The 24,612-nt window shown below is 61.4% G+C and carries 18 protein-coding genes; 9 read left to right on the top strand and 9 right to left on the bottom strand.

What is annotated here, in order from left to right:
- The first annotated feature begins 92 nt into the window (after positions 1-92).
- Positions 93-1,337, top strand: coding sequence for an FAD-dependent monooxygenase (locus V6M87_RS20895; RefSeq protein WP_332878595.1), 1,245 nt, complete (start codon positions 93-95; stop codon positions 1,335-1,337).
- 17 nt (positions 1,338-1,354) lie between these two features.
- Here the strand turns inward: V6M87_RS20895 and V6M87_RS20900 are convergent, their stop codons facing one another.
- Genes V6M87_RS20900 through V6M87_RS20915 form a run of 4 tightly spaced genes read right to left on the bottom strand, consistent with a single transcriptional unit; the run spans position 1,355 to position 5,242 of the window.
- Positions 1,355-2,272 (bottom strand): SDR family oxidoreductase, encoded by a 918-nt coding sequence (locus tag V6M87_RS20900; protein ID WP_332878596.1) that lies wholly within the window; start codon positions 2,270-2,272, stop codon positions 1,355-1,357.
- Positions 2,273-2,284: 12 nt separating this feature from the next.
- Positions 2,285-3,067, bottom strand: coding sequence for an SDR family oxidoreductase (locus V6M87_RS20905; RefSeq protein WP_332878597.1), 783 nt, complete (start codon positions 3,065-3,067; stop codon positions 2,285-2,287).
- A 22-nt stretch (positions 3,068-3,089) separates the two neighbouring features.
- Positions 3,090-3,392: a Dabb family protein gene (locus tag V6M87_RS20910; protein ID WP_332878598.1), complete on the bottom strand. Its 303-nt coding sequence runs from the start codon at positions 3,390-3,392 to the stop codon at positions 3,090-3,092.
- A 14-nt stretch (positions 3,393-3,406) separates the two neighbouring features.
- Positions 3,407-5,242: an acyl-CoA dehydrogenase gene (locus tag V6M87_RS20915; RefSeq protein ID WP_332878599.1), complete on the bottom strand. Its 1,836-nt coding sequence runs from the start codon at positions 5,240-5,242 to the stop codon at positions 3,407-3,409.
- 499 nt (positions 5,243-5,741) lie between these two features.
- Between V6M87_RS20915 and V6M87_RS20920 the strand changes: the two genes are divergently transcribed.
- Positions 5,742-7,445, top strand: a complete 1,704-nt coding sequence (locus V6M87_RS20920; protein WP_332878600.1) for an MFS transporter — start codon at positions 5,742-5,744, stop codon at positions 7,443-7,445.
- Between the two features lie 86 nt (positions 7,446-7,531).
- Here V6M87_RS20920 and V6M87_RS20925 read toward each other — a convergent pair whose 3' ends face one another.
- The 3 genes from V6M87_RS20925 to V6M87_RS20935 form a co-directional block, all read right to left on the bottom strand.
- Positions 7,532-8,614 (bottom strand): serine hydrolase domain-containing protein, encoded by a 1,083-nt coding sequence (locus V6M87_RS20925; protein ID WP_332878619.1) that lies wholly within the window; start codon positions 8,612-8,614, stop codon positions 7,532-7,534.
- A 65-nt stretch (positions 8,615-8,679) separates the two neighbouring features.
- Positions 8,680-10,767: a 3-hydroxyacyl-CoA dehydrogenase NAD-binding domain-containing protein gene (locus V6M87_RS20930; protein WP_332878601.1), complete on the bottom strand. Its 2,088-nt coding sequence runs from the start codon at positions 10,765-10,767 to the stop codon at positions 8,680-8,682.
- 73 nt (positions 10,768-10,840) lie between these two features.
- On the bottom strand, positions 10,841-12,505 hold the full coding sequence (locus tag V6M87_RS20935) for a 3-(methylthio)propionyl-CoA ligase (protein ID WP_332878602.1): 1,665 nt from the start codon (positions 12,503-12,505) through the stop codon (positions 10,841-10,843).
- Positions 12,506-12,638: 133 nt separating this feature from the next.
- On the opposite strand from V6M87_RS20935, the gene V6M87_RS20940 reads away from it, so the two are divergent.
- The 6 genes from V6M87_RS20940 to V6M87_RS20965 all read left to right on the top strand — a co-directional run bounded on the left by V6M87_RS20940 (position 12,639) and on the right by V6M87_RS20965 (position 17,321).
- Positions 12,639-14,192, top strand: a complete 1,554-nt coding sequence (locus V6M87_RS20940; RefSeq protein WP_332878603.1) for a protein adenylyltransferase SelO — start codon at positions 12,639-12,641, stop codon at positions 14,190-14,192.
- A gap of 20 nt (positions 14,193-14,212) precedes the next feature.
- Complete coding sequence (msrB, locus tag V6M87_RS20945; RefSeq protein ID WP_332878604.1) at positions 14,213-14,611, top strand: peptide-methionine (R)-S-oxide reductase MsrB; 399 nt, start codon at positions 14,213-14,215, stop codon at positions 14,609-14,611.
- An 18-nt stretch (positions 14,612-14,629) separates the two neighbouring features.
- Complete coding sequence (locus V6M87_RS20950) at positions 14,630-15,265, top strand: septation protein A (protein ID WP_332878605.1); 636 nt, start codon at positions 14,630-14,632, stop codon at positions 15,263-15,265.
- A complete protein-coding gene (locus tag V6M87_RS20955; RefSeq protein ID WP_332878606.1) occupies positions 15,262-15,564 on the top strand; it encodes a BolA family protein in 303 nt (100 codons plus the stop codon). The genes V6M87_RS20950 and V6M87_RS20955 overlap by 4 nt, the downstream gene beginning before the upstream one ends.
- 112 nt (positions 15,565-15,676) lie before the next feature.
- Positions 15,677-16,456: a peptidylprolyl isomerase gene (locus V6M87_RS20960; RefSeq protein WP_332878607.1), complete on the top strand. Its 780-nt coding sequence runs from the start codon at positions 15,677-15,679 to the stop codon at positions 16,454-16,456.
- A gap of 88 nt (positions 16,457-16,544) precedes the next feature.
- The gene (locus tag V6M87_RS20965; protein ID WP_332878620.1) at positions 16,545-17,321 is read left to right on the top strand and encodes a peptidylprolyl isomerase; all 777 of its coding nucleotides are present in this window, start codon (positions 16,545-16,547) and stop codon (positions 17,319-17,321) included.
- A gap of 59 nt (positions 17,322-17,380) precedes the next feature.
- On the opposite strand, the gene ilvD is transcribed toward V6M87_RS20965, so the two are convergent.
- A complete protein-coding gene (ilvD, locus tag V6M87_RS20970) occupies positions 17,381-19,246 on the bottom strand; it encodes a dihydroxy-acid dehydratase (RefSeq protein WP_332878608.1) in 1,866 nt (621 codons plus the stop codon).
- Positions 19,247-19,472: 226 nt separating this feature from the next.
- On the opposite strand from ilvD, the gene V6M87_RS20975 reads away from it, so the two are divergent.
- Positions 19,473-20,444, top strand: coding sequence for a hypothetical protein (locus V6M87_RS20975; RefSeq protein WP_332878609.1), 972 nt, complete (start codon positions 19,473-19,475; stop codon positions 20,442-20,444).
- A 45-nt stretch (positions 20,445-20,489) separates the two neighbouring features.
- Here V6M87_RS20975 and purL read toward each other — a convergent pair whose 3' ends face one another.
- Complete coding sequence (gene purL, locus V6M87_RS20980) at positions 20,490-24,506, bottom strand: phosphoribosylformylglycinamidine synthase (RefSeq protein WP_332878610.1); 4,017 nt, start codon at positions 24,504-24,506, stop codon at positions 20,490-20,492.
- Positions 24,507-24,612 lie beyond the last annotated feature (106 nt).

The following is a 24,612-nucleotide window of genomic DNA, read 5'->3' on the forward strand; positions in this document are numbered from 1 at the left end:
GCCACCAGGCAGATAAGATGCGAGACGTATCTTATTGACGCGCGCCCACTTAATAAGATACATTCTGCATCTTATATTAATAGGAGTGCGCGATGAACAAGCATGCAACAACCTTGGGGCGACGGCGCATTCTCGTTTCCGGCGCCAGTATTGCGGGCCCGACTGTCGCTTACTGGCTCGACCGGTTCGGCTTCAAGGTGACCGTGGTAGAACGTGCGGCGTCCTTGCGCGGCGGTGGCTATCCGATCGACGTGCGCGGCCCTGCTGTTGAAGTCGCCCGGCGGATGGGCATCCTGCCCGGCCTGAAACTGGCGCATATTCAGTCGAAGCGCATTACGTTTCTGCATCCTGACGGCAGCGTTGCCGGCGAGATACGCCCGGAAGTATTAACCGGCGGCGAACAACATGCCGACATCGAGCTGCCGCGGGGCGAACTGACCGATCTCCTGTACGGACTGACCCGGCATGGATCGATCCGCTACCAGTTTGACGACGCGATTGCATCGCTTGACGAGGATGCTGATGGGGTGGGGGTCACGTTCGAAAGTGGCGCGACCGGGTATTTCGACGTGGTGATCGGGGCCGATGGTATCCACTCGCAGACGCGCCGTCTGATATTCGGGCCGGAAACGCCATTCACGCACTATCTGGGTTATTGCTACAACGGCTTTTCGATGCCCAACTTCCTGGGACTTTCGCATGCATCGCTGGCGTACGCCACGCCGGGCCGGTATGCCGTGCTGTCGGCGGTCAAGAACAGTCCCACGCTGCACGCCTTCCTGATCGTGGCTTCCGAACAGCCGCCCCTCATCCGACACCAGGATTCTGTGGAGCACCGTCGAATAACCGCGCAACAATTTGCCGGGAGCGGGTGGGCGGTGCCGCAGCTGGTTGCAGCGATGCAGAACGCCGACGATTTTTATTTTGACGTGGTGAGCCAGATACGGCTCGACCGCTGGTCGACGGGCCGTGTGGTGCTGGTGGGAGATGCCGCATTTGCGCCGTCGTTTTTGTCCGGCCAGGGATCCAGTCTCGCCATAATCGGCGCCTACATCCTCGCAGGTGAACTCGCCACGCGTGCCACCCCCGCCGAAGCGTTCGCCCGTTACGACGAGCTGATGCGGCCTTTTGCAGTGGCGAATCAGAACCTGGCCGGTGCCGGTCGCGCCTTCCTGCTTCCGCTTACCCAAGAGGAAATTGACACGCGCAACCGGGTACTCACCAGTTTGGATTTGCCGGAGCCCGAGGCCATGCCCGGCGAGGTGTCACGGGAGGTGCACCGCGCGCTTTCCCTGCCCGACTACGAGCGCATGCTGCGCGTGGACGAGCCGCATTGACACCTTGGCCAGGTGCTTCAATCGGGGCGCTGCGGCTGGTTCAACTTGGCACGCAACATCTCGCGGATATGGGGCGCCGCGCGATACGGGTCGCCCGGATTGCGGTGGTTGACGATCTCATCCATGCGCTCGGCCACCCCGGCCAGCGCATCCGGGTGCGAGTAAATGTAGAACTGGCCGGCGTGGATCGCATCGAACGTCATCGTCGCCACCTGGGCCGCCGACACCTTGCCCGATTCGACCGCCTTCTGCGTCATGGCCTGGGCCGCCAGCTGGCTGAGCGTGGGACGGTCGGCCATCTTGACATCGGCCGGCCGGTTGCGGTGCGACTGGCTGATGCCGGTCGGCACAAAGTACGGGCACAGCACCGAGGCGCCGATCGGCGCGCCGACCAGTTGCAGGTCCTGGTAAAGCGTTTCCGACAGCGACACCACGGCATGCTTGGACACGTTATAGACGCCCATCGTCGGGGCATTGAGCAGACCGGCCATCGAGGCGGTGTTGACGATGTGCCCCTCGAACGCCGGGTCGTTCTGCGCGCACTCGAGCATCAGCGACGTAAAAATACGCACGCCGTGAATCACGCCCCACAGGTTCACGCCCAGCACCCATTCCCAGTCGGCCTCTGAGTTTTCCCAAATCAGGCCGCCCGAGCCCACGCCAGCGTTGTTGAACAGCAGGTGCACGGCGCCGTAGCGTTTCATCGCAGCGTCGGCCAGCGCCTGTACCTGCGGGCCTTTGCGCACATCGCACAGCATCGACAGCACTTCGGCGCCGTTCGCGCGCAATTCGGTGGCGGCCTTCTCGAGGGTATTGCCCTCGACGTCGGCCAGCACGATTTTCATGCCGCGCGCGAACGCCGCGTTGGCGAACTCGCGGCCCAGTCCGCTGGCGCCACCGGTGATAACGACGACCTTGCCTGTAAAATCTTTCATGTTGTTCTCCTGTCAGACGGCGGACACGCCGCCGTCGATGGCCAGCGTCTGGCCGGTAATGTGCTTGCCCGCATCGGATGCGAACAGCACCACGGCGCCCTTCAGATCTTCATCGTCGCCCAGGCGGTTCAGGGGCGCATCTTTAGCGAGCGCGTCGGCGCCCATCTTGGCCAGCAAACCCTTGGTCATTTTGGACGGAAAGAACCCGGGTGCGATCGAGTTGACCGTGATGCCATAACGGCCCCATTCCCCGGCCAGGGTACGGGTAAAATTGATCACGGCTGCCTTGGAGGTGTTGTATGCCAGCGTCTGCATGCTGCCTGGGGGGTTGCCGGACAGGCCGGCGATCGACGAAATATTGATGATGCGGCCGGACCGACGCGGGATCATCGACAATTTTCCCACCGCTTGCGCCACCAGGAACACGCTGCGCACATTCAGGTTCATCACCTTGTCCCACGCTTCGACCGGATAATCCTCGGCCGGCGCACCCCAGCTGGCGCCGGCATTGTTGACCAGGATATCAATGTGGCCGAGGCGCCGGATGGCTTCCTCGACGAACGGCTGGACGTCGGCATCCTGGGACAGATCGGCGGCAATCGCGCTGGCCTCGATACCGCGGCTGGCGAGGTGGGCGACGGCCTCGTCGAGTTCGTCCTGCTTGCGGGCCGACAGCACGATGCGGGCGCCCTGCTCGCCCAGCGCCTCGGCCATCTGCAGGCCAAGGCCGCGCGAGCCGCCGGTCACCAGCGCCGTTTTGCCTTGCAGTGAAAACAATTCCTGGGTAGTGCGCATGCGGTCTCCTTGTTGTGATTAATCAGACGGTGTAGTCCATGCATTCGCGCCCATCGCGCACGGCCTTGAAAAACGGCACCAGTTCCTGGTGCGTCGGGTGCGCGGCGTAGGCGGCTAGCGCGGCCGCGTCTTCGAACACCGAATACAAAAGCACGTCGCAGGTGGCCTCGTGGCCGGGCTGTGCAAGTATGACTTCGAACGCGAGGATGCCGGGCACGATGGTGGCGCAAGCGTCGAGGCGGCGCTTCATTTCGCGCGCGTTGGCGGCGCGGTCGGCGCCCGCGGCGTGGTCTTTCAATTTCCACATGACGATGTGTTTCAGCATGACGTTTCCTTGTTCTAGAACCATTCCGCACGCATATCGAGCGTGGTGGTGTCGAGGGCGCCGAGCAGGTCGAGTTGCGGCCCGATCTTCGGCAGCTCCCATTGATAAAAATAACGGCAGGCCTGCAGCTTGCCGAGGTAAAAATCCGGCTCTGCAACGGCGGCTGCCCTGGCGCTGGCGACCAGCGCCTGTTCCAGCCAGATCCACGCCACCACTGCATGGCCGACGGCCTCCAGGTATAGCGAGGCATTCGCCAGCGTCACGTTCAGGTCGCCGGCGCCATACAGTTGCCGGGTGACGGTCTCGATGCGCTCCCACGCAGCGCGCAGTGCGGCGGCGTAACCTGCCAGCGTGGCAACGCCAGCGGCCCGGGCAATCGTCGCCGCCACTTCGCCGGTCACCGCCTGCATCAGCGCGCCGTCCTGCAACGTCACTTTGCGGCCCAGTAAATCAAGTCCGTGGATGCCGTGCGTGCCTTCGTGGATGGCGTTGAGCCGATTATCGCGGTAAAACTGCTCGACCGGATAGTCGCGCGTGTAGCCGTAGCCGCCGTGCACCTGGATGGAGAGGCTGTTCGCCTCCACGCACCATTGCGACGGCCACGATTTGGCAATCGGCGTGAGGAAGTCGAGCAGGTAGCTGGCATGCTGTTGCGCTTCCGGTGCACCGGTGCGCTGCTCGTCGACCAGTTTGGCGCAATACAGGACCAGTGCCAGCGCGCCTTCGGCATACGCTTTCTGGGCCAGCAACATGCGCCGCACGTCGGTGTGGGCAATGATTGGTACCTGCGGGCGGGCCGGGTCTTTCTCGGCGGGATGGCGACCTTGTGGACGGTTTTTCGCGTAATCGAGCGCATGCAGGTAGCCGGTCACCCCAAGCACTGCGGCGCCGAGGCCGACGCCGATGCGCGCCTCGTTCATCATATGGAACATATTCGCCAGGCCCCGGTGCGGCGCGCCGACCAGGTAGCCGATTGCGCCGGCCTTGCCATCCGGCGTGAATTTGCCTTCGCCAAAATTGAGCAAGGTATTCGTGGTGCCGCGGTTGCCCATCTTGTGGTTCAGACCGGCCAGCACGACGTCGTTGCGCTGGCCCGGCGCGCCGGCAGCGTCGAGCACGAATTTCGGTACGATGAACAGCGAAATGCCCTTTACGCCGGGGATCAGTTTGCCGTCCGGGCCGGGAATCTTGGCCAGCACCAGGTGCACGATATTACCCGCCAAATCGTGTTCGCCGGCGGAGATCCACATCTTGTTGCCGAACAGGCGGTATTGGCGCTCTCCCTCGGGACCGGCGACCGGATCGGGGGTAGCGCGGGAGGTGATATCGGACAGGCTCGAGCCTGCTTGCGGTTCGGACAGCGCCATCGTGCCAAAAAATGTCCCGGCCAGCAGGGGCAGCACGAAACGTTCAATCTGCAGCGGCGTGGCGCATTTCAGCAGGGTATTCGCATTGCCTATGGTCAGAAACAGATACGCCGACGTGGCCACATTGGCCGCCGTGAACCAGGCGGTGACCGCCTTCTCGACCACACACGGCAATTGCATCCCGCCCAGTCCCTCATCCTGCCCTGCCGCGATCAGCCCTGCTGCTGCGTAAGCGTCCAGCGCAACTTTCACTTCCGGAATCATGGACACCGTTGTGCCGTCGAATTGCGGTTCGTGCGAATCGCTGAGCCGGTTATGCGGCGCAAACAATGTCGTTGCCATCCGCTGCGCCGTCTCCAGCGCAGCATCGAACGTCTCGCGCCCATGCTCGGCATAGCGCGGCCGCGCCGTCAGCGCCTCTACATCGAGCCACTCATACAGCAAAAACGCCAGATCCCGGCCCGACAATATCTTCGAATCCATCAAATTCCTCCCACAAAAAAAACAATTAGGGTCAGAGTCAAATTTTTGAGCAATTGTTCAAAAAAGCCCAAATTCCCAACGGGGTCAGTGTCGAATTATTCAGCAACTAGTTGCAAAACAATTCGACTCTGACCCTCCAATTTGCAGCATGGAATTACTTGCAAAAGAATTCGACTCTGACCCTAATTTTTGGGTAATGGTTTTAGAGAAATAGGAAGAATGAACGCGGGCGGTGGGTGCGGGCGGTCGAAATGAGGATGGCATCTTGTCTCCATGAGTGAATGCTTTTGTAGCAGCGCTCTGCGGCACGGTTGGTGTTGAGAATAACATGAATAAGTACGGTCGTTCGTAAAAAATGACGCAATTCGACCGCTTTGCTTCTTGTAAGTTTGGTGTCAGTTTGGTGCAAGCATGACGTAAGTTTATCGGTCCACACTCCAGGTTAGCTGCACACCATGCGGCGTCCGAATGGCATCTAAATATATAACGGAGACACAATATGGCAATCACCCCCGGCATGACGGCCGGTGGACCGAAATCGGTCCCCGCGTCCAAAAACATGACCAAGGAAGAACGCAAAGTCATCTTTGCATCGTCCCTCGGTACGGTATTCGAGTGGTACGATTTCTACCTGTACGGCACCCTCGCGCCGATCATCGCCAAGCAATTCTTTGTCGGTGATCCGACCACTACCTTCATTTTCGCGCTGATGGCTTTTGCGGCCGGCTTTATCGTGCGGCCATTCGGCGCGCTGGTATTTGGTCGCCTGGGCGACATGATCGGCCGTAAATATACCTTCCTGGTCACCATCCTGATCATGGGCGCCTCGACCTTCATCGTGGGGCTGCTGCCGAATTACACCACCATCGGCATTGCCGCACCGATCATTCTGGTCTCGCTGCGCATTTTGCAAGGCCTGGCACTCGGTGGCGAATACGGTGGCGCCGCGACCTACGTTGCCGAGCATGCGCCGGAAGGCAAGCGCGGCGCGTTCACTGCATGGATCCAGACCACCGCGACAATGGGCCTGTTCCTGTCGCTGATGGTCATTCTGGGCACCCGCACCGCGCTCGGCGAAGCCGAATTCGAAGCCTGGGGCTGGCGCATTCCGTTCCTGGTCTCGGTCCTGCTGCTGGGCGTGTCGGTCTGGATTCGCCTGTCGATGAATGAGTCGCCGGCCTTCGCCAAAATGAAAGCCGAAGGCAAAACCTCGAAAGCGCCGCTGACGGAATCGTTCCTCAAGCCTGCCAACGCAAAAATCGTGTTCCTGGCGCTGGTCGGCCTGACGATGGGCCAGGCCGTGGTCTGGTACACCGGCCAGTTCTACGCCCTGTTTTTCCTGACCCAGACGCTGAAGATGGACGGCGCCACCGCAAATATTCTGGTTGCCATCGCGCTGGCCCTGGCCACGCCGTTTTTCATTTTCTTCGGCATGTTGTCGGACAAGATCGGCCGCAAGTACATCATCCTCGGTGGTTGCCTGATCGCCGCGCTGACCTATTTCCCGATCTTCAAGGCGATTACGCACTACGGTAATCCCGCCCTGGAATCGGCCCTGGTGACGTCGCCAGTGGTGGTGGTCGCCGACCCGGACACCTGCCACTTCCAGTTCAATCCGACCGGCACCAAGAAATTCGCGTCCTCCTGCGATATCGCCACGGGCTTTCTGACGGCGTCTTCGGTCAGTTACACCCGCCAGGATGCGCCGGCAGGCACGCTGGCAACGGTCAAGGTGGGCGACAAGTCGTACACCTCGTTCGACGCCAGCATGACGCCGGACGGCCTGAACTTCGACAAGGCCAGCAAGGACAAGGAAGCGGCACTGAAGAAAGAAATTGGCGCCGGGATCAAGGCGGCGGGCTACCCGGCCAAGGCCGACCCTGCGGGCGTGAACAAGCCGATGCTGGTGCTGTTCCTGTTCATCCTGGTGCTGTACGTGACCATGGTGTACGGACCAATCGCTGCGATGCTGGTGGAAATGTTCCCGACCAAGATCCGCTACACCTCAATGTCGCTGCCGTATCACATCGGCAATGGCTGGTTCGGCGGTCTGCTGCCGACGACCGCGTTCGCGCTGGTAGCCTACAAAGGGGATATTTATTACGGCCTGTGGTACCCGATCGTCATCGCCCTGATTACCGTTGTGGTCGGCACGCTGTTCGTGAAAGAAACCAAGGACAACGATATCTACGCAGCTGACTGATCAAACCGCGTGTCGAATAAAAAATGCCGCTGACCACAGCGGCATTTTTTTTGATTCCGAAATGGATGGGTGAACCAATCTGCAGATCACCGCAGCAGCAGCGCGGCAATTTTTTCAGCCAGCGTTTGCGTATCCGGTTCCTGGGTATCGCTGTTGACCAGTATGGCAATGTAGTAACCCTCCGCCGGGAAACGTACGGTATCGCCCGAGAAACCGTTAATATCACCTCCATGCTCGATTGCATCACGGCCCTGGATCTTGCGCACAAACCAGCCGTATCCATAGCCGGTCGGTTTGCCATTGCTGAGGATAGACGAGGACATCATGCGTTTCCACGATTCCGGACGCAGCAGCTTGCCGGCGACGATGGCGCCATTCCAGCGCGCCAGGTCGTCGACGCTGGAACGCAGGGCGCCGGCAGCATAGGGAATTGACAGGCTGAGAAACTCGGCATTGTCGAATCCATGCCGCGTCTTGCTATAACCCTCGACACGGGACGGGATCACCCGGACGTTGCTGTCATAAAAAGTATGCTGCAACTGCAGGGGCGCGAAGATATTTTTCTCCATGAAACTGGCATAGCTACTGCCGGAAACCTGTTCGATGATCGCGCCCAGCAGGAAATAGCCGGAATTGCTGTAGGCAAAGCGCTCGCCCGGACGAAATTCAAGCGCTTCGCTCTGGATCAGTTGCAACATCTGCGCGACCGTCATATCGGTGCGGGCGATGGAGGGGAACTTCGGCAACGCGGTGTAATTCTTGATGCCGGCCGTATGTGTCAGCAGATTTTCGATTGTGATCGTGCTGCCATGGGTGGCATAAGCAGGCAGGTATTTGGTGATATCGTCGGCGAGCGACAATTTCCCCTGCTCGGCCAACAGCATGATCGCTGCCGCGGTAAATTGCTTGGTGATCGAACCGATGCGCAAGGCCATCTCCGGTTGCAGCGCGATCTGCTGCTCCAGATTGGCCATGCCATAGGCCTTGCGGAAGATGGTATTGCCATCCTTGGTGACGAGCACGATCGCGCCGGGCCGATCGGCTTTGAAATAGCGCGACATGAGCTTATCGATGTCCGCTGCCACTGGTGCTGGCGCTGCAACGGTGTTATTCGCTGCCGCATCCTGTGCCAGCACCGTACCGCCAAAGCCAAGATTGAGTGCCAGCACCAGGTTCAACAAGCCAAATTTCTTGGCAATACCACGCATCGATTGCTCCCTTATTCGAATAGATATCAGCGATTGAATTGCTTGCCGTCGGCCGCCAGCTGCACCAGCAGCGGCGCCGCCACCCAGGCCGCGCCATTGGCACCGCGCGCATAATGTTCGATTGCGGCCAGCACATTCGGCAGCCCGACCGTATCGGCATAAAACATCGGTCCCCCGCGATATAAAGGGAAACCGTAGCCGGTCAAATACACCATGTCGATATCGGAAGCGCGCATGGCAATGCCTTCGGCGAGGATCTGCGCGCCTTCATTGACCAGGGAATACACCAGCCGCTCGACTATCTCCGCATCGGATATGACGCGGCGCGTCACGCCCAATGCGGCCGAATGCGCCAGCACCATGTCGTCCACCAGTGGCGACGGATACGCAGTGCGATCGCCCGCCTTGTAGTCGTACCAGCCGGCCCCGGTTTTCTGGCCGAAGCGCCCCTGCTCGCACAGCAGATCGGCGGTCTTCGAATACAGCATGCCAGGCGACTCGATCGCGCGGCGCTTGCGGATATACCAGCCGATATCGTTGCCTGCCAAATCGCCCATCCGGAACGGGCCCATGGCAAAGCCGAATTGTTCGGCGGCGCGGTCGACCTGCGCCGGCAGTGCGCCTTCGTCCAGCAAAAAACCGGCCTGGCGCACATATTGTTCCACCATGCGGTTGCCGATGAAGCCGTCGCACACGCCCGACACCACGCCGGTCTTTTTCAGTTTCTTCGACAGGGCCAAGGTCGTGGCCAGCACGTCTTTCGCGGTGGCCTTGCCGCGCACAATTTCCAGCAACTTCATGACATTCGCCGGGCTGAAAAAATGGGTCCCGATGACGTCCTGCGGGCGGCCCGTAAAAGCGGCGATCTTGTCGACATCGAGTGTCGATGTATTCGACGCCAGGATGGCCCCAGGTTTCATGACCGCATCGAGTTGCCGGAACACGGTTTCCTTGACGGCCAGGTCCTCGAATACGGCTTCGACCACGATGTCGGCCGAGGCGATGGCCGCATAATCGAGCGTGCCGGAGATCAGGCCGATGCGCTGCGCGCATTTCTCGGGCGTCAGCTTGCCCTTTTTCATCGTATTTTCGTAATTCTTGCGGATCGTCGCCAGGCCCTTGTCGAGCGCTTCCTGTTTTGTTTCCAGCAGGATGACCGGGATGCCGGCATTGGCAAAATTCATGGCGATGCCGCCGCCCATGGTGCCGGCGCCGATGACGGCGGCCTTGTCGATGGCGCGCGTGGGCGTGTCCGCCGGCACGTCCGGGATCTTGCTGGCCAGCCGCTCGGCAAAGAACGCGTGGCGCAAGGCCTTCGATTCCGTCGTCTGCATCAGGTGCATGAAGCGCTGGCGCTCGAATTTGATGCCCTCGTCAAACGGCATCGTGACGGACGCCGCCACTGTCTCCACGCATTCGAGTGGCGCCGGAAATGGTCCGGCCGCGGCTTTCACCGTCGCGCGCGTGGACGCCAAAAAGGCGGCATGCTCCGGATAATCGACCGTCATCTCGCGCACCTTGGGCAGGGGCCGCAGCGCGGCGACCGATTTAGCGAAGGCAACGGCGGCCGGCACCAGGTCTGTCCCGGCCGAAAATACTTCATTGAACAGCATGGTGCCGGCGAGTTTTTCCGAGAGCACCGGCGTGCCGGAGACAATCATGTTCAAGGCCATCTCCAGGCCCAGCACGCGCGGCAGGCGCTGCGTGCCACCGGCGCCGGGCAGCAAGCCCAGCTTGACTTCCGGCAGCGCAATCTGCGCGCCCGGCAAAGCGACCCGGTAGTGGCAACCAAGTGCCAGCTCGAGTCCGCCGCCCATGCACACGCTGTGGATCGCGGCAACCACCGGTTTGGTGGACCCTTCGGCCGTTGCAATCAGGGCGAACAGCGACGGTTCGGCCAGTGCATTCGGCGAATTGAATTCCTTGATGTCGGCGCCGCCGGAAAAGGCCTTGCCGGCGCCGGTCAGGACGATGGCGACAATCGCGCCGTCATCCTGGGCCCGGCGCAGCGCCGCAACCGCAGCGGTGCGGGTGGCCAGCCCCATGCCATTCACCGGCGGGTTGTTCAGGGTGATGACGGCAACGTTGTCGTGGACCTGGTAGTCGGCGCTCATGTCTCTTCCTTGTTTGTTATTGGACGTTCGACTATACCCGATAAAAGTACGGTCGTATTATTTTATGGCGCCATCACAGCGTCGGCAGCTGGTGATGTCGGAACTGTTCGCGCAGCTTGTTCTTCTGGATTTTCCCGGTGGCCCCCATCGGCAAGGCATCGATGAAGGCGACATCGTCCGGCAGCCAGAATTTCGCGACCTTGCCCTCGAAAAACGCCAGCAAGTCGGCGCGCGTCACGTCCAGGCCGGGCCGTTTTACCACCAGCAGCAAGGGCCGTTCATCCCACTTTGGATGGGCCACGCCGATGCACGCCGCCTGCAGCACGGCCGGGTGGGCCATGGCGATGTTTTCCAGGTCGATGGTGCCGATCCACTCGCCGCCGGACTTGATCACGTCCTTGCTGCGGTCGGTGATCTGCATGTAGCCGTCGACGTCAATGGTGGCCACGTCGCCGGTGGGGAACCAGCCGTCGACCAGCACATCGCCGCCCTCCTCGCGGAAATAACTGTCGATGATCCACGGCCCCTTGACGAACAGGTGGCCGTAGGTGCTGCCGTCCCATGCAATCTCGACGCCAGCGTCGTCAACGATTTTCATGTCGACGCCGAAAATGGCGTGGCCCTGCTTTTGCAGAATGGCGCGCTGGGCCTGCTTCGGCAAGGCCAGATGGCGTGCCTGCAGCACCCCCGCCGTGCCCAGCGGCGACATCTCCGTCATGCCCCAGGCGTGCACCACGTCGACGTTCAAGCGGTCGATCAGCGTGTCCATCATCGCCGGCGGACACGCCGAGCCGCCGATGACGGTTCTGCGGAAGGTCGAGAACTGCAAATCGTTCTGGATTGCATAATTGACCAGGCCCAGCCAGACCGTGGGCACGCCGGCCGAGAGCGTGATGCCCTCCGACTCGAACAGTTCGTACAAGGACTTGCCGTCCAGCGCCGGGCCGGGAAACACCATCTTGGCGCCGGCCAGCAGCACCGCGTACGGCAAGCCCCAGGCGTTGACGTGGAACATCGGCACCACCGGCAGCACGGTGTCGCGCGCGGACACGTTCAGCGCATTCGGCATGGCGGCGGCGTAAGCGTGCAGCACGGTCGAGCGGTGCGAGTACAGCGCGCCTTTCGGGTTGCCGGTCGTGCCAGACGTGTAGCACAGCGACGCGGCGGCGTATTCGTCGAAGTCGGGCCAGGAGAAGTCAGCGGAACTGGCGGCGAGCAAGTCTTCGTAGCACAGCAGGTTCGGAATGGCTGTTTCTTGCGGCATATGCGCCCGATCGCTCATCAACACAAAGCCCTTGACCGTCGGACAGTGCGCGGCGACCGCTTGCACCAGCGGCAGGAAGGTCAGGTCGAAAAACAGGTACTGGTCTTCCGCATGGTTGACGATGTAGGCCACCTGTTCCGGGTGCAGGCGCGGATTGATCGTGTGCAGCACGAAGCCGGACCCGGACACAGCGTAGTACAGCTCCAGGTGGCGGTAGCCGTTCCACGCCAGCGTGGCCACGCGCTGGCCCATTTCCACCCCGAGGCCGGCCAGCACCTGCGCCATCTGGCGCGCGCGCCGTTCGCAATCGCGGTAGGTGTAGCGGTGCAGGTCCCCTTCCACGGTCCGGGAAACGATTTCGGTGGCGGGATAATGGCGCGCGGCAAACTCGAGGATGCCCGAGATGAGCAGCGGCTGGTCCATCATCTGGCCCGTGACAGGAGAATGTGGCCGGCTGGCAGATGAAGTGCGCATGGGTGCTCCTGATATGGTTGTTGTTGCTGCAAGTGTCGGGTGCGGCTCTGCAGTCGGTCAACGCATTTCGATGCTGCGGTGCAGCAGCCGCGGTTTACCGCATGAATGCGTACAGAGCGTGTGCGCCCGGAAGATGGCACCCTACGTTAGAATTTCAGCTGGTTTTTGGGGCAATCATCCCCATCTCCCCCTCCTTGAACATTTTTCCACGATTGGAGCCGCCATCCGCGCCGACGACCTCCCCTTTGTAAATTCCTTCGCGCAATTGCCGCCGGACTTGTACACCCGCCTGCAGCCGACCCCGCTACCGGCGCCCTATTTCGTTGCTGCCAGCGCCCGCGCGGCGTCTCTGGTCGGACTCGATGTCGCCACGCTGCAGCAGAGCGACATGGTGGCCGCCTTCAGTGGCAATGCAGTCCCTGGCAAGGCGCTGCCGCTGTCGGCCGTGTATTCGGGTCACCAGTTCGGCGTCTGGGCCGGCCAACTGGGCGACGGCCGCGCCATGCTACTGGGAGAATTGCCCGGCCCGCAAGGCAGGATGGAGTTGCAACTCAAAGGCGCCGGCCTCACGCCGTACTCGCGCATGGGCGACGGCCGCGCCGTGCTGCGCTCGTCAATCCGGGAATTCCTGTGTTCCGAAGCCATGGCGGCCCTCGGCGTGCCAACCACGCGCGCGCTGGTCATTACTGGCTCGCAGCAAGGCGTGGCCCGCGAGACCATCGAAACGGCGTCGGTGGTGACCCGCATTGCGCCCAGCTTTGTGCGCTTCGGTTCCTTCGAACACTGGTATCACCGCGACCAGCCGGCACAACTCAAGGTGCTGGCCGACTACGTGCTGGCCAATTTTTACCCGGAATTATTAACGGAAGCGAATCCGTACCAGGCTTTGCTGGCCGAGGTCACGCGCCGCACCGCGCGCATGATCGCGCACTGGCAAGCCGTCGGCTTCATGCATGGCGTGATGAACACAGACAATATGTCGATCCTCGGCCTGACCCTCGATTACGGTCCATTCGGCTTTATGGAAGCGTTCAATCCGGGCCACATCTGCAACCATACCGACCAGCAGGGCCGCTATTCCTACGCCAACCAGCCGCAAGTGGGCCACTGGAACTGCTATGCGCTGGGGCAGGCGCTGCTGCCACTGATCGGCGAGGTCGACGAGGTCGAGGCGGCGCTGGACGTCTACCGTCCGGCGTTTTCCGCCGAATTGCTGCGCCTGCTGCAAGCCAAGCTGGGCTTGACCACCACCGAGCCCGGCGACCAGGACCTGTTCGATGCGATGTTTGCCGCCATGCAGCGCAGCCACGTCGATTTCACGCAATTCTTCCGCGCCCTGGGCGAGCTCAAACTGGATGAGCCGGCGGGCGACACGCTGCTGCGCGACATGTTCATCGACCGCGACGCTTTCGACGCGTGGGCAGCGCGCTACCGCACCCGTTTGCGCCAGGAAAACAGCGTCGACGCCGCCCGCCGCGCTGCCATGCACGCCGTCAACCCCAAATATGTGCTGCGCAATTACCTGGCCCAGGTGGCCATCGAACAAGCGCAGCAAGGCGATTTTTCCGAGGTCGCCCGGCTGCTGGCCGTGCTCGAGCATCCGTTCGACGAGCAGCCGGAGCACGCTGCCTACGCCGCGCTGCCGCCCGACTGGGCCCGCCACCTCGAAGTAAGCTGTTCCTCCTAACAACACCGAGAAAGCAAACAATGACTGACAAAGTACAAAAGACCGACGCCGAATGGCGTGCCCAGCTCGATGGCATGGAATACCAGGTGACGCGCCACGCGGCCACCGAGCGCGCCTTCACGGGGCAATACTGGGACCACCACGAACATGGCATCTACACCTGCGTCTGCTGCAACACGCCGCTGTTCGCCTCTGACGCCAAGTTCGATTCCGGTTGCGGCTGGCCCAGCTATTTCAAGGCGCTCGATTCGGCCAATGTGATCGAAAAAACCGACCGCACCCATGGTATGCTGCGCACCGAAATCATTTGCGCCGTCTGCGACGCCCACCTGGGACACGTGTTCCCCGACGGCCCGCCGCCGACCGGCTTGCGCTATTGCATCAATTCCGCATCGCTGCGCTTTGACCCGACTGAATAACCGTTCCACTGAGGCCGCATGAAAAAACTGCTGTTCGACTACATCCCGCTGATCCTGTTCTTTTTGGTCTACAAGGTCGCCGGCATGCATCCCGAAGCCTCGTACGCGCTTGCCCAATCATTCCTGGGCCCGCTGGTCGCCGGCACCGGCCTGCTGCCCGACCAGGGCCCGATCATGCTGGCAACCGTGGTCGTCATCGTCGCCACGGTGTGCCAGATCCTGTATTTGAAACTGCGCGGCCAGAAAGTCGATGCCATGCTGTGGGTGACCGCATCGATCATCGTCATCATGGGTAGCCTCACCATTTATTTGCACGATGAAAACTTCATCAAGTGGAAACCCACCATTCTGTATTGGGTAATGGCGCTGATGCTGGCATTCACCCAGTTCGTTTTGAATAAAAACATGATGCGCCAGGTAATGGAACAGCAAATCAAGCTGCCCGAGCCGATCTGGGCGCGCCTGGGCCTGGCCTGGATCGTGTTTTTCACGGTGATCGGCGCGATCAACCTGGTCGTCGCCTACGTCATTTATGCAGGCAATCTCGACGCCTGGGTGAATTTCAAGGTGTACGGCATCACCGCCCTGTTCTTTGTGTTTATTATCGGCCAGAGTTTTATGCTGGGTAAATATATGGAAGAGGAAGCGGCATGATTCCCGATAACAGCAAGGAAACCCGTTTCGACCGCATCCGGACATTGCTGCAGGCGGCCTTGTCGCCCACCGTGCTCGACCTGGTGGATGAATCGCACCTGCACGCCGGCCACGCCGGCGCCGCCTCGGGCGGCAGCCATTATCGTTTGACGATCGTTGCCCCGGCATTCGCGGGGCTTAGCCTCGTCAGGCGCCATCGTCTGGTGTATGATTCTGTGCACTTAATGATGCAGCACGAGATACATGCTTTGGCCATTAGTGCTTTGACGCCGGAACAACACGCCGCCAAAGCAGACTAGTCCGGACTGTATTTTGATTTTCAGCAAGTCTTAAGAAATTTGATTGATCATCTTGAAACGCGTCTTTCAATTGACCTATCCACGTTCAAGCAATTTTACCCAGGAATGAAACATGACTTTTAAGCCAGCCCGCTTGCTGTTAGCCCTGATCGCTGTCGCTGCCGCGCCTGCATTCGCGCAAAACCTCGCCGTTGTCAACGGCAAGGCGATCCCATCGTCGCGCCTTGATGCTGTCGTCAAGCAAGTTGTTGCCCAAGGCCAGCAACCGGATTCGCCGCAATTGCGCGAAGCCGTCAAGAAAGACCTGATTTCCCGTGAAGTGCTGATGCAGGAAGCGCTCAAGCAAGGCTACGACAAGAACACCGACGTCAAGGCGCAGCTCGAAAACGCCCGCCAGGCCATCGTGATCAACGCCCTGGCGCGTGATTTCGTTGCCAAGAACCCGGTCAAGGATGCCGACATCAAGGCCGAGTACGACAAATTCAAGGCCCAGGCCGGCGACAAGGAATACCACGTGCGCCACATCCTGTTCGCAACCGATGCCGACGCGAAGGCTGGCATTGTCAAGCTGAAGGCTGGCACCAAGTTCGAAGAGCTGGCCAAGCAATCGAAAGACCAGGGCACTGCCAACAATGGCGGCGACCTCGACTGGGCAGTACCATCGTCGTTCCCGAAAGAGTTCAGCGATGCGTTTGTCAAACTGCAAAAAGGCGCAATCACCGATACGCCAGTGCAGACTGCAAACGGTTTTCACGTGATCAAACTGGACGACACCCGTGCCGCCAAGATCCCGACCCTGGAAGAAGTGAAGCCGCAGATCTCCGAGACGCTGCAGCAGCGCAAGCTGCAGGCCTTCCAGGATGAAATGGTCAAAAAGGCCAAGGTACAGTAAGATAATCGAACCGTACCCGCCGGCGCTTACCCGCGCCGGCATGCGTCGCCAGTCTGGCGACTTTTCGCGTTTATATAGGATCTGAATGATGATTTTGAAGCCCGCTCGCCTGATGTTCGCCCTGCTCGCCATCGCCGCTGCCCCAGCCTTTGCACAAAACGTGGCAACCGTGAATGGCAAGCCAATTCCTGCGTCCAAAGTCGACCAGGTCGTCAAACAAGTCGTCGCCCAAGGTAAAGGTACCGACGGCCCGCAACTGCGCGACGCCATCAAGAAAGACCTGATCGGCCGCGAAGTGCTGATCCAGGAAGCCGACAAACAAGGCATGGGCAACCGCGCCGATGTCAAGGCTGCCCTCGACAATGCCCGCCAGAGCATCATCATCAATGCGATGCTGGCTGATTATGTCAAGAAAAACCCGGTCAAGGATGCCGATATCAAGGCCGAGTACGACAAGTACAAGGCACAGGTTGGCACCACCGAATACCACGCCCGCCACATCCTGGTGAAAACCGAAGATGAAGCCAAGGCGATCATCGTCAAGCTCAAAGGCGGCGCCAAGTTCGAAGAACTGGCCAAAGGTTCGCTGGACGGTTCCGCTGCCAATGGCGGCGACCTCGACTGGGCTAGCCCTGCTTCCTACGTGCCTGAATTCTCGAAAGCCATGGTCGCCCTGAAAAAAGGCGAAATCACCCAGATGCCGGTGCAGTCGCAATTCGGTTTCCACGTCATCAAGCTGGAAGACACCCGCGCTGCCAAAGTGCCGGCGTTTGAAGAAGTCAAACAGCAAGTGGCCGAACAACTCCAACAGCGCAAGCTGGCGACGTTCCGCGAAGAGTTGATGAAGAAAGCAAAGATTCAGTAATCGAATCGTTGCATGAAAAAAGCGCTTCCGAGGAAGCGCTTTTTCTTTGGGCAGAACGATCAGCGCTTCAATTGCGCCAGGTCGCGCACCGCACCGCGATCTGCCGACGTTGTGAGTGCCGCATACGCCTGCAGTGCCTGCGACACGTAACGCACGCGCCCGGTTGGCAACCACGCCTCGGCGCCCAGCGCTTCCATGGCGGCACGGCGGTGCGCCAGGGTCTCGACTGTCACGCGCAGGTTGATGGTGCGCGCCGGGATGTCGATATCGATCATGTCGCCCTCTTCCACCAGTCCGATCGCGCCGCCCTCGGCCGCTTCCGGCGAGGCGTGACCGATCACCAGTCCCGATGAGCCACCCGAAAAGCGCCCGTCGGTGAACAGCGCGCACTTCTTGCCGAGGCCCTTCGATTTGATGTAGGAGGTCGGATACAGCATCTCCTGCATTCCCGGCCCGCCCTTCGGTCCCTCGTAGCGGATCACCACGACATCGCCCTCGACCACCTGGTCGCCCAGGATCGCCTCGACCGCCGCGTCCTGGCTCGAGAACACGCGCGCGCGGCCCGAGAACACCAGGATGCTGTCGTCCACGCCCGCAGTCTTGACGATGCAGCCCTTCTCGGCGATGTTCCCGTACAGGACCGCCAGGCCGCCATCCTGCGAATAAGCGTGGGCCTTGTCGCGGATGCAGCCGGTGCTGCGGTCGAGGTCATTCGCCTCGAACCGCTCGGACTGCGAAAATGCGACCTGGGTCGGCACGCCGCCTGGCGCTGCCCGATAAAGTTTGTGGACGGCCTGGTCATCGCTCACCGCCACGTCGTACTTCGCAATCGCGGCGCCCATGGTCGGGCTGTGTACGGTCGGCAGCGAGGTATCCAGCAAGCCGGCCCGGGCCAGTTCGCCGAGGATCGAAAAAATGCCGCCGGCGCGGTGCACGTCTTCGATGTGATATTTATCGGTCATCGGGGCGACCTTGCACAGGCAGGGTACCTTGCGCGAGATGCGGTCGATATCGGCCATCGTGAACGCCACTTCTGCTTCGTGCGCGGCGGCCAGCAGGTGCAACACGGTGTTGGTGGAGCCGCCCATCGACACGTCCAGCGCCATCGCGTTCTCGAACGCTTCCTTGGTGGCGATGGAGCGCGGCAGCACCGAGTAATCGTCCTGCTCGTAGTGGCGTTTCGCGATCTCGACGATCAGCCGGCCAGCGCCGAGGAACAGTTCCTTGCGGTCGCTGTGGGTGGCGACGACCGTGCCATTGCCCGGCAGCGACAGGCCGAGCGCCTCGGTCAGGCAGTTCATCGAGTTCGCCGTGAACATGCCAGAGCACGAACCGCAGGTGGGACAGGCCGCGCGCTCGATCTCGGCCACGTCGGCATCCGACACATTCGCGTCGCCGGCCTTGATCATCGCATCGATTAAATCGAGCTTGATGATTTTGCGTTCGTTCCCCACCACCTTGACCACCCGCCCCGCTTCCATCGGCCCGCCCGAGACGAACACTACCGGAATATTCAGGCGCATCGCGGCCATCAGCATGCCGGGCGTGATCTTGTCGCAGTTCGAGATGCAGACCATCGCGTCGGCGCAGTGCGCATTGACCATATACTCGACCGAGTCGGCGATCAGGTCGCGCGACGGCAGAGAATACAGCATGCCGCCGTGGCCCATGGCGATGCCGTCGTCGACCGCGATCGTATTGAATTCTTTCGCCACGCCGCCGTGCGCTTCGATCTCGCGCGCAACCAGTTGGCCGAGGTCTTTCAGGTGCACGTGACCGGGCACGAACTGGGTGAACGAGTTGACCACGGCGATGATCGGTTTGCTGTCGAAGTCGCCGTCCTTCATGCCGGTGGCGCGCCACAGGGCACGGGCGCCGGCCATATTGCGGCCCTGGGTGGTGGTATGGGAACGATAGGTGGGCATGACAGTCTCCGGAAACGAGGAAGGAACAAGCATAGCAGCGTGAGGCCTGCGCGCGGATTTGTCCAATATCGCTTATTGGCCCCTGTAAGTCGCGCTACATATCACCAGAATATAAATAAATGGTGGTGGATATCAGCATTTTTTCAAAAGATAATTCCTTTGAGAAATTCCATCGTGCATTGGATACTGTGCAGCTTCTCCCCTTCGTTCAATCAAGACACTGCTTATGAACCAACGCGCGCAACAGTTCCTCGATACCTACGCAGCCGGGCGCATCATCGACGGTGGCTGGCTGTATCCGCTTCAGTTGGCGCAAACCCGGCTCGACCAGACTGATGATGGGCTGGATCGACTCGACATCCTGCTCGACGCGATCACCGAGCACGCCCACCCGACCGCGCAGGATATCCAGCAAACACCACAAGGCCGCAACTTCTGCGCCTTGATTGCGTACCATCTGATCGACGTCGTGCGCCGCCGCACCGGCGCCATGTTCGAATGGTACGACCGGGCCGCCGCGCTACGGATTTTGCCGCAAGGCACGCAGATACCGGATGCGCCGTACACGCAAATGGTGGCCTATGCGCGCAATCACGGCGCGGTGCTGCTGCCGCTCGACTGGATCGAAGAGCGCTTGCTCGGCAGCGGCAACAAACTGCGTGCCCGTCATCACGTGGCCAACCTAATTGAGACGATCGAGCGCAATGGGCCCGCCGTGTGGTGGACCGGCATGGATGCCGTCGGACGTATCGCTGCGTGGCAAATGATGATCGCCGCGAATGGTGGCCCGGTCACCCCCTTGCGACTGAGCGCAAACGCGCCAACGTCATGGCTCGGCTCAGCGGCCGACGACGTTGCCGACACACTTGCGCATGGCGCCCGCCTGTTGGAGCAGAATCCCGAGGGCGCGATGTGGCAAGTATTTGCCTATGACGGTCTGGTCGATCTGCAGGAAGGACGACAGGACGCCATCATGGTCGTGCTCCATACCTACGGCCACGCGCCACTGCGGGTGAAAATCGCGTTCTCCTATCGACCAGCCAAAGTCTTTCGCAAGTTTGCCATTCTGCCGCCGCTTGTGCGTGAAATGAATATGGCGCAGGAGAAGATCGGCATGCTGAACGGCGCCATGAAGCGCGGCATCGACAGCATCCGCTGGCCATCCGGGCTCACCTGGGACGAGCTAAGCGCGCCATGAAAAAAGCGCCCGGACCAGGGCGCTTTTTTTATCGCATATCTGCAATCAGCCAACAAACTTTCGCGCATTGCGGAACATGCGAATCCATGGCGAATCCTCGCCCCAGCTCGAAGGATGCCACGACTGCTGCACCGAACGGAACACGCGCTCGGCATGCGGCATCAAGACGGTGAAGCGGCCGTCATCGTTGGTCACCGACGCGATACCCTGCGGCGAGCCGTTCGGGTTGAACGGATACGTTTGCGTCACCGCGCCGGTGTTGTCGACGTAGCGCAGGCCGACCGCCACCGCATTGATGTCGCCGGTCAGCGAGAAGTCGGCAAAGCCTTCGCCGTGCGCGATGGCGATCGGCGCGCGGGTGCCGGCCATGCCGTCGAAGAAGATCGACTTCGAGGCCTGCACTTCGACCATGCCGAAGCGCGCTTCGAACTGCTCCGATTTATTGCGCGTGAACTTGGGCCATGCCTGCGCGCCCGGGATCATCGATTTCAGATTGCTCATCATCTGGCAACCGTTGCAGATGCCGAGACCGAAGGTGTCGGTACGGGCAAAGAAGCGCGCGAACTGGTCCGCAAGCTGGGCATTGAACAGAATGGTCTTGGCCCAGCCTTCGCCAGCGCCCAGCACGTCGCCGTACGAGAAGCCGCCCACGGCGATCACACCGTGGAAATCGTCCAGCTTTGCGCGGCCGGCAATCAGGTCGCTCATGTGCACGTCGATGGCCGTAAAGCCGGCTTGGTGCATGACCCACGCCGTTTCGATATGCGAGTTCACGCCCTGCTCGCGCAGGATCACCACGCGCGGGCGCGCGCCGCTTGCGATGAATGGCGCGGCGACGTTATCCAGCATGTCGAAGGTGACGACGGGCGACATCCCCGGATCGGTTTCGTCGAGCAGCCGGCCATATTCGGCGTCGGCGCAATCCGGGTTGTCGCGCAGGCGAGCGATGCGCCAGCTGGTGTCACTCCACAGGCGGTGCAGGTGGCTGCGCTGCTGGTTGTAAATGAGCTTGGCGTCACGGGTGAATTCGATCACGCCACGGTCATTGTGCTTGCCAATGATGTGGCTGCAGGCGCCCAGGTTCAGTTCGCGCAGGACCAGCATCGCGGCGCTCTTGTCTTCGGCGCGCACTTGCAGGACCGCGCCCAGTTCTTCGTTGAACAACGCGCGCAAAGTCATGTCGTTGCGGCGCTCGCCCACTTGCGTGGCCCAGTTCTTGGCGTCGCCCCAGTCGGCCCCGTTACCGCTTTCCATGGCCAGGATATCGAGGTTGACCGACACACCAGAGCGGCCCGCAAAGGCCATTTCGACCAGCGTTGCGTACAGGCCGCCATCGGAGCGGTCGTGGTAAGCGAGCAGCTTGCCGTCGAGGTTCAAACGCTGGACGGCGGCGAACATGGCTTTCAGATCGTCGGACGAATCGACGTCCGGCGTTTCGTGGCCCAGCTGCTGGGTCACTTGCGCCAGCGCGGAGGCGCCCATGCGGTTCTTGCCACGACCGAGATCGATCAGGATCAGGGCCGTTTCGCCCTTGTCCGTCTGCAGTTGCGGCGTCAGCGAGCGGCGCACGTCGGCCACCGGTGCGAAGGCCGTGACAATCAGCGACACCGGCGAGGTGATCGATTTGGCTTCGTCGCCATCTTTCCAGGTGGTGCGCATCGACAGCGAATCCTTGCCGACCGGGATGCTGATCCCGAGTGCCGGGCACAGTTCCATGCCGACCGCGCGCACGGTGTCGAACAGCGCCGCGTCCTGGCCCGGCTGGCCGCAGGCGGCCATCCAGTTGGCCGACAGCTTGATCTCGCTAATCTCTGCCACGGGCGCTGCCATGATATTCGTGATGGCTTCACCGACCGCCATGCGGCCGGAGGCGGCGGCGTTGATGACCGCCAGCGGGGTGCGCTCGCCCATCGCCATCGCTTCGCCGACGTAGCTGTCGAAGGCCATGGTGGTGACGGCGCAATCGGCCACCGGTACTTGCCACGGGCCGACCATCTGGTCGCGCACACTCATGCCGCCAACGGTGCGGTCGCCGATCGTGATCAGGAACGATTTATCGGCCACGGATGGCAGCAACAAGACCTTCTCGGCCACCTCGGCCAGATCCAGCCCGGTCAGATCGATGGCTGGATAGGTCGTATGGACGTGTTCGACGGTGCGCAGCATCTTGGGCGGTTTGCCCAGCAAAACATCCATCGGCATGTCGACCGGATTATTTCCCATCGCAGGATCGATGACCTTCAGTTGACGCTCTTCGGTGGCGACACCGACCGCGGCAAACGGGCAGCGCTCACGCTCGCACAGTGCGGCAAACAGCGCCAGGCTTTCCGGTGCGATGGCGAGCACATAACGCTCCTGCGATTCGTTCGACCAGATTTCTTTTGGCGCCATGCCGGATTCTTCCAGCGGCACTTTGCGCAGGTCGAAAATCGCACCGCGTTTGGCGTCATTGGTAATTTCAGGGAAAGCGTTCGAGAGGCCGCCGGCGCCCACGTCGTGGATCGAGATGATCGGGTTGTGGTCCGCCATCTGCCAGCACGCGTTGATGACTTCCTGCGCGCGCCGCTCCATTTCCGGGTTGCCGCGCTGGACCGAGTCGAAATCGAGATCGGCCGTGTTGGTGCCGGTCGCCATCGACGAGGCGGCGCTGCCGCCCATCCCGATGCGCATGCCCGGGCCGCCCAGTTGCACCAGCAGGCTGCCGACCGGGATGTCGTTCTTGTGCGTGTGCGCGTCATCGATATTGCCGATGCCGCCGGCAATCATGATCGGCTTGTGGTAGCCGTAAGCGGTGCCGCCGACGTTCTGTTCGTAGGTGCGGAAGTAGCCGGCCAGGACCGGGCGGCCGAATTCATTGCTGAACGCCGCGCCACCGAGCGGGCCGTCAGTCATGATTTGCAGCGGCGAGGCGATGCGGTCCGGCTTGCCGTAGGCGCCCGTGTCTGCGCGCGCGCCGGCCGGCGCCGTCACGCTGGCCGCGTTCTCCCACGCGCGCACGGCGCCCGGAATCATCAGGTTCGACACCGTAAAACCGGTCAGGCCGGCCTTCGGTTTCGAGCCGCGGCCGGTTGCGCCTTCATCGCGGATTTCGCCGCCGGCGCCGGTGGAGGCGCCCGGGAATGGGGAAATTGCGGTCGGGTGGTTGTGCGTCTCGACCTTCATCAGCGTGTGCGTCAGGGTGCGGTCGACACCGTATTCATGCGTGTCACCGCGCGGGAAGAAACGTGTGACTTCAGCGCCGGCCATGATCGACGAATTGTCGCTGTAGGCGACGATGGTCCCCTGCGGGTGCAGTTCGTGGGTGTTCTTGATCATCTTGAACAGGCTGCGTTCCTGCGCCACGCCATCGATGATCCAGTCGGCGTTGAAGATCTTGTGGCGGCAATGCTCGCTGTTCGCCTGGGCGAACATCATCAGTTCGACGTCGGTCGGATTGCGCGCGGCGCGCGTGAACGCGGCGTCGAGGTAATCGATCTCGTCGTCGGACATGGCCAGACCAAGTTCCGTGTTGGCCTCGACCAGCGCCGCGCGGCCACGCGCCAGCACATCGATTGATTCGAGCGGGCGCGCCTCGAGTTCGGAGAACAGCAGTGAGGCCTGGTCGGCGCTGCGCAGCACACTTTCGGTCATGCGGTCGTGCAGCAGCGCGGCCACGGCGGCCGTGTCGTCTTCGTTCAACGACTTGGTACCGAAACCGAGCAGGCCTTTTTTCAGCGTGACCGTGAACGCCACGCCGCGCTCGATGCGGTGGATGTGGCCCATGCCGCAGTTACGCGCGATGTCGGTCGCTTTCGAGGCCCACGGCGAGATCGTGCCCAGACGCGGGATGACGAAGAATTCCTCGACGGCGCCCTCGCCCGCGGCTGGCGCGAACGGCTCGCCGTAGGTCAGCAACGCATCGAGGCGTGCGGTGTCGTCAAGCGTCAACGGCGCGGCCGTATCGATGAAGTGATAGAAGCGGGCCTGGACTGCGACGATCGCCGGAGCGACGGATTGCAGCTGGTTCAGGAGGCGTTGCGAACGGAATACGGAGAGGGCGTTGGAACCCGGCAGAATCAACATGGCATGAAGGAGATTTGAGCAGCGAGGCTGCGGGTGGAAACAGGCCGGTATTATACCCTGCCCAAGGGCATCGCAGCGACCCTTGTCTCGGCAGCTGCAGGCGCTT

The organism is Massilia sp. S19_KUP03_FR1, assembly GCF_036688685.1.
In the GTDB taxonomy this organism is placed as follows: Bacteria; Pseudomonadota; Gammaproteobacteria; order Burkholderiales; family Burkholderiaceae_D; genus JALYUM01.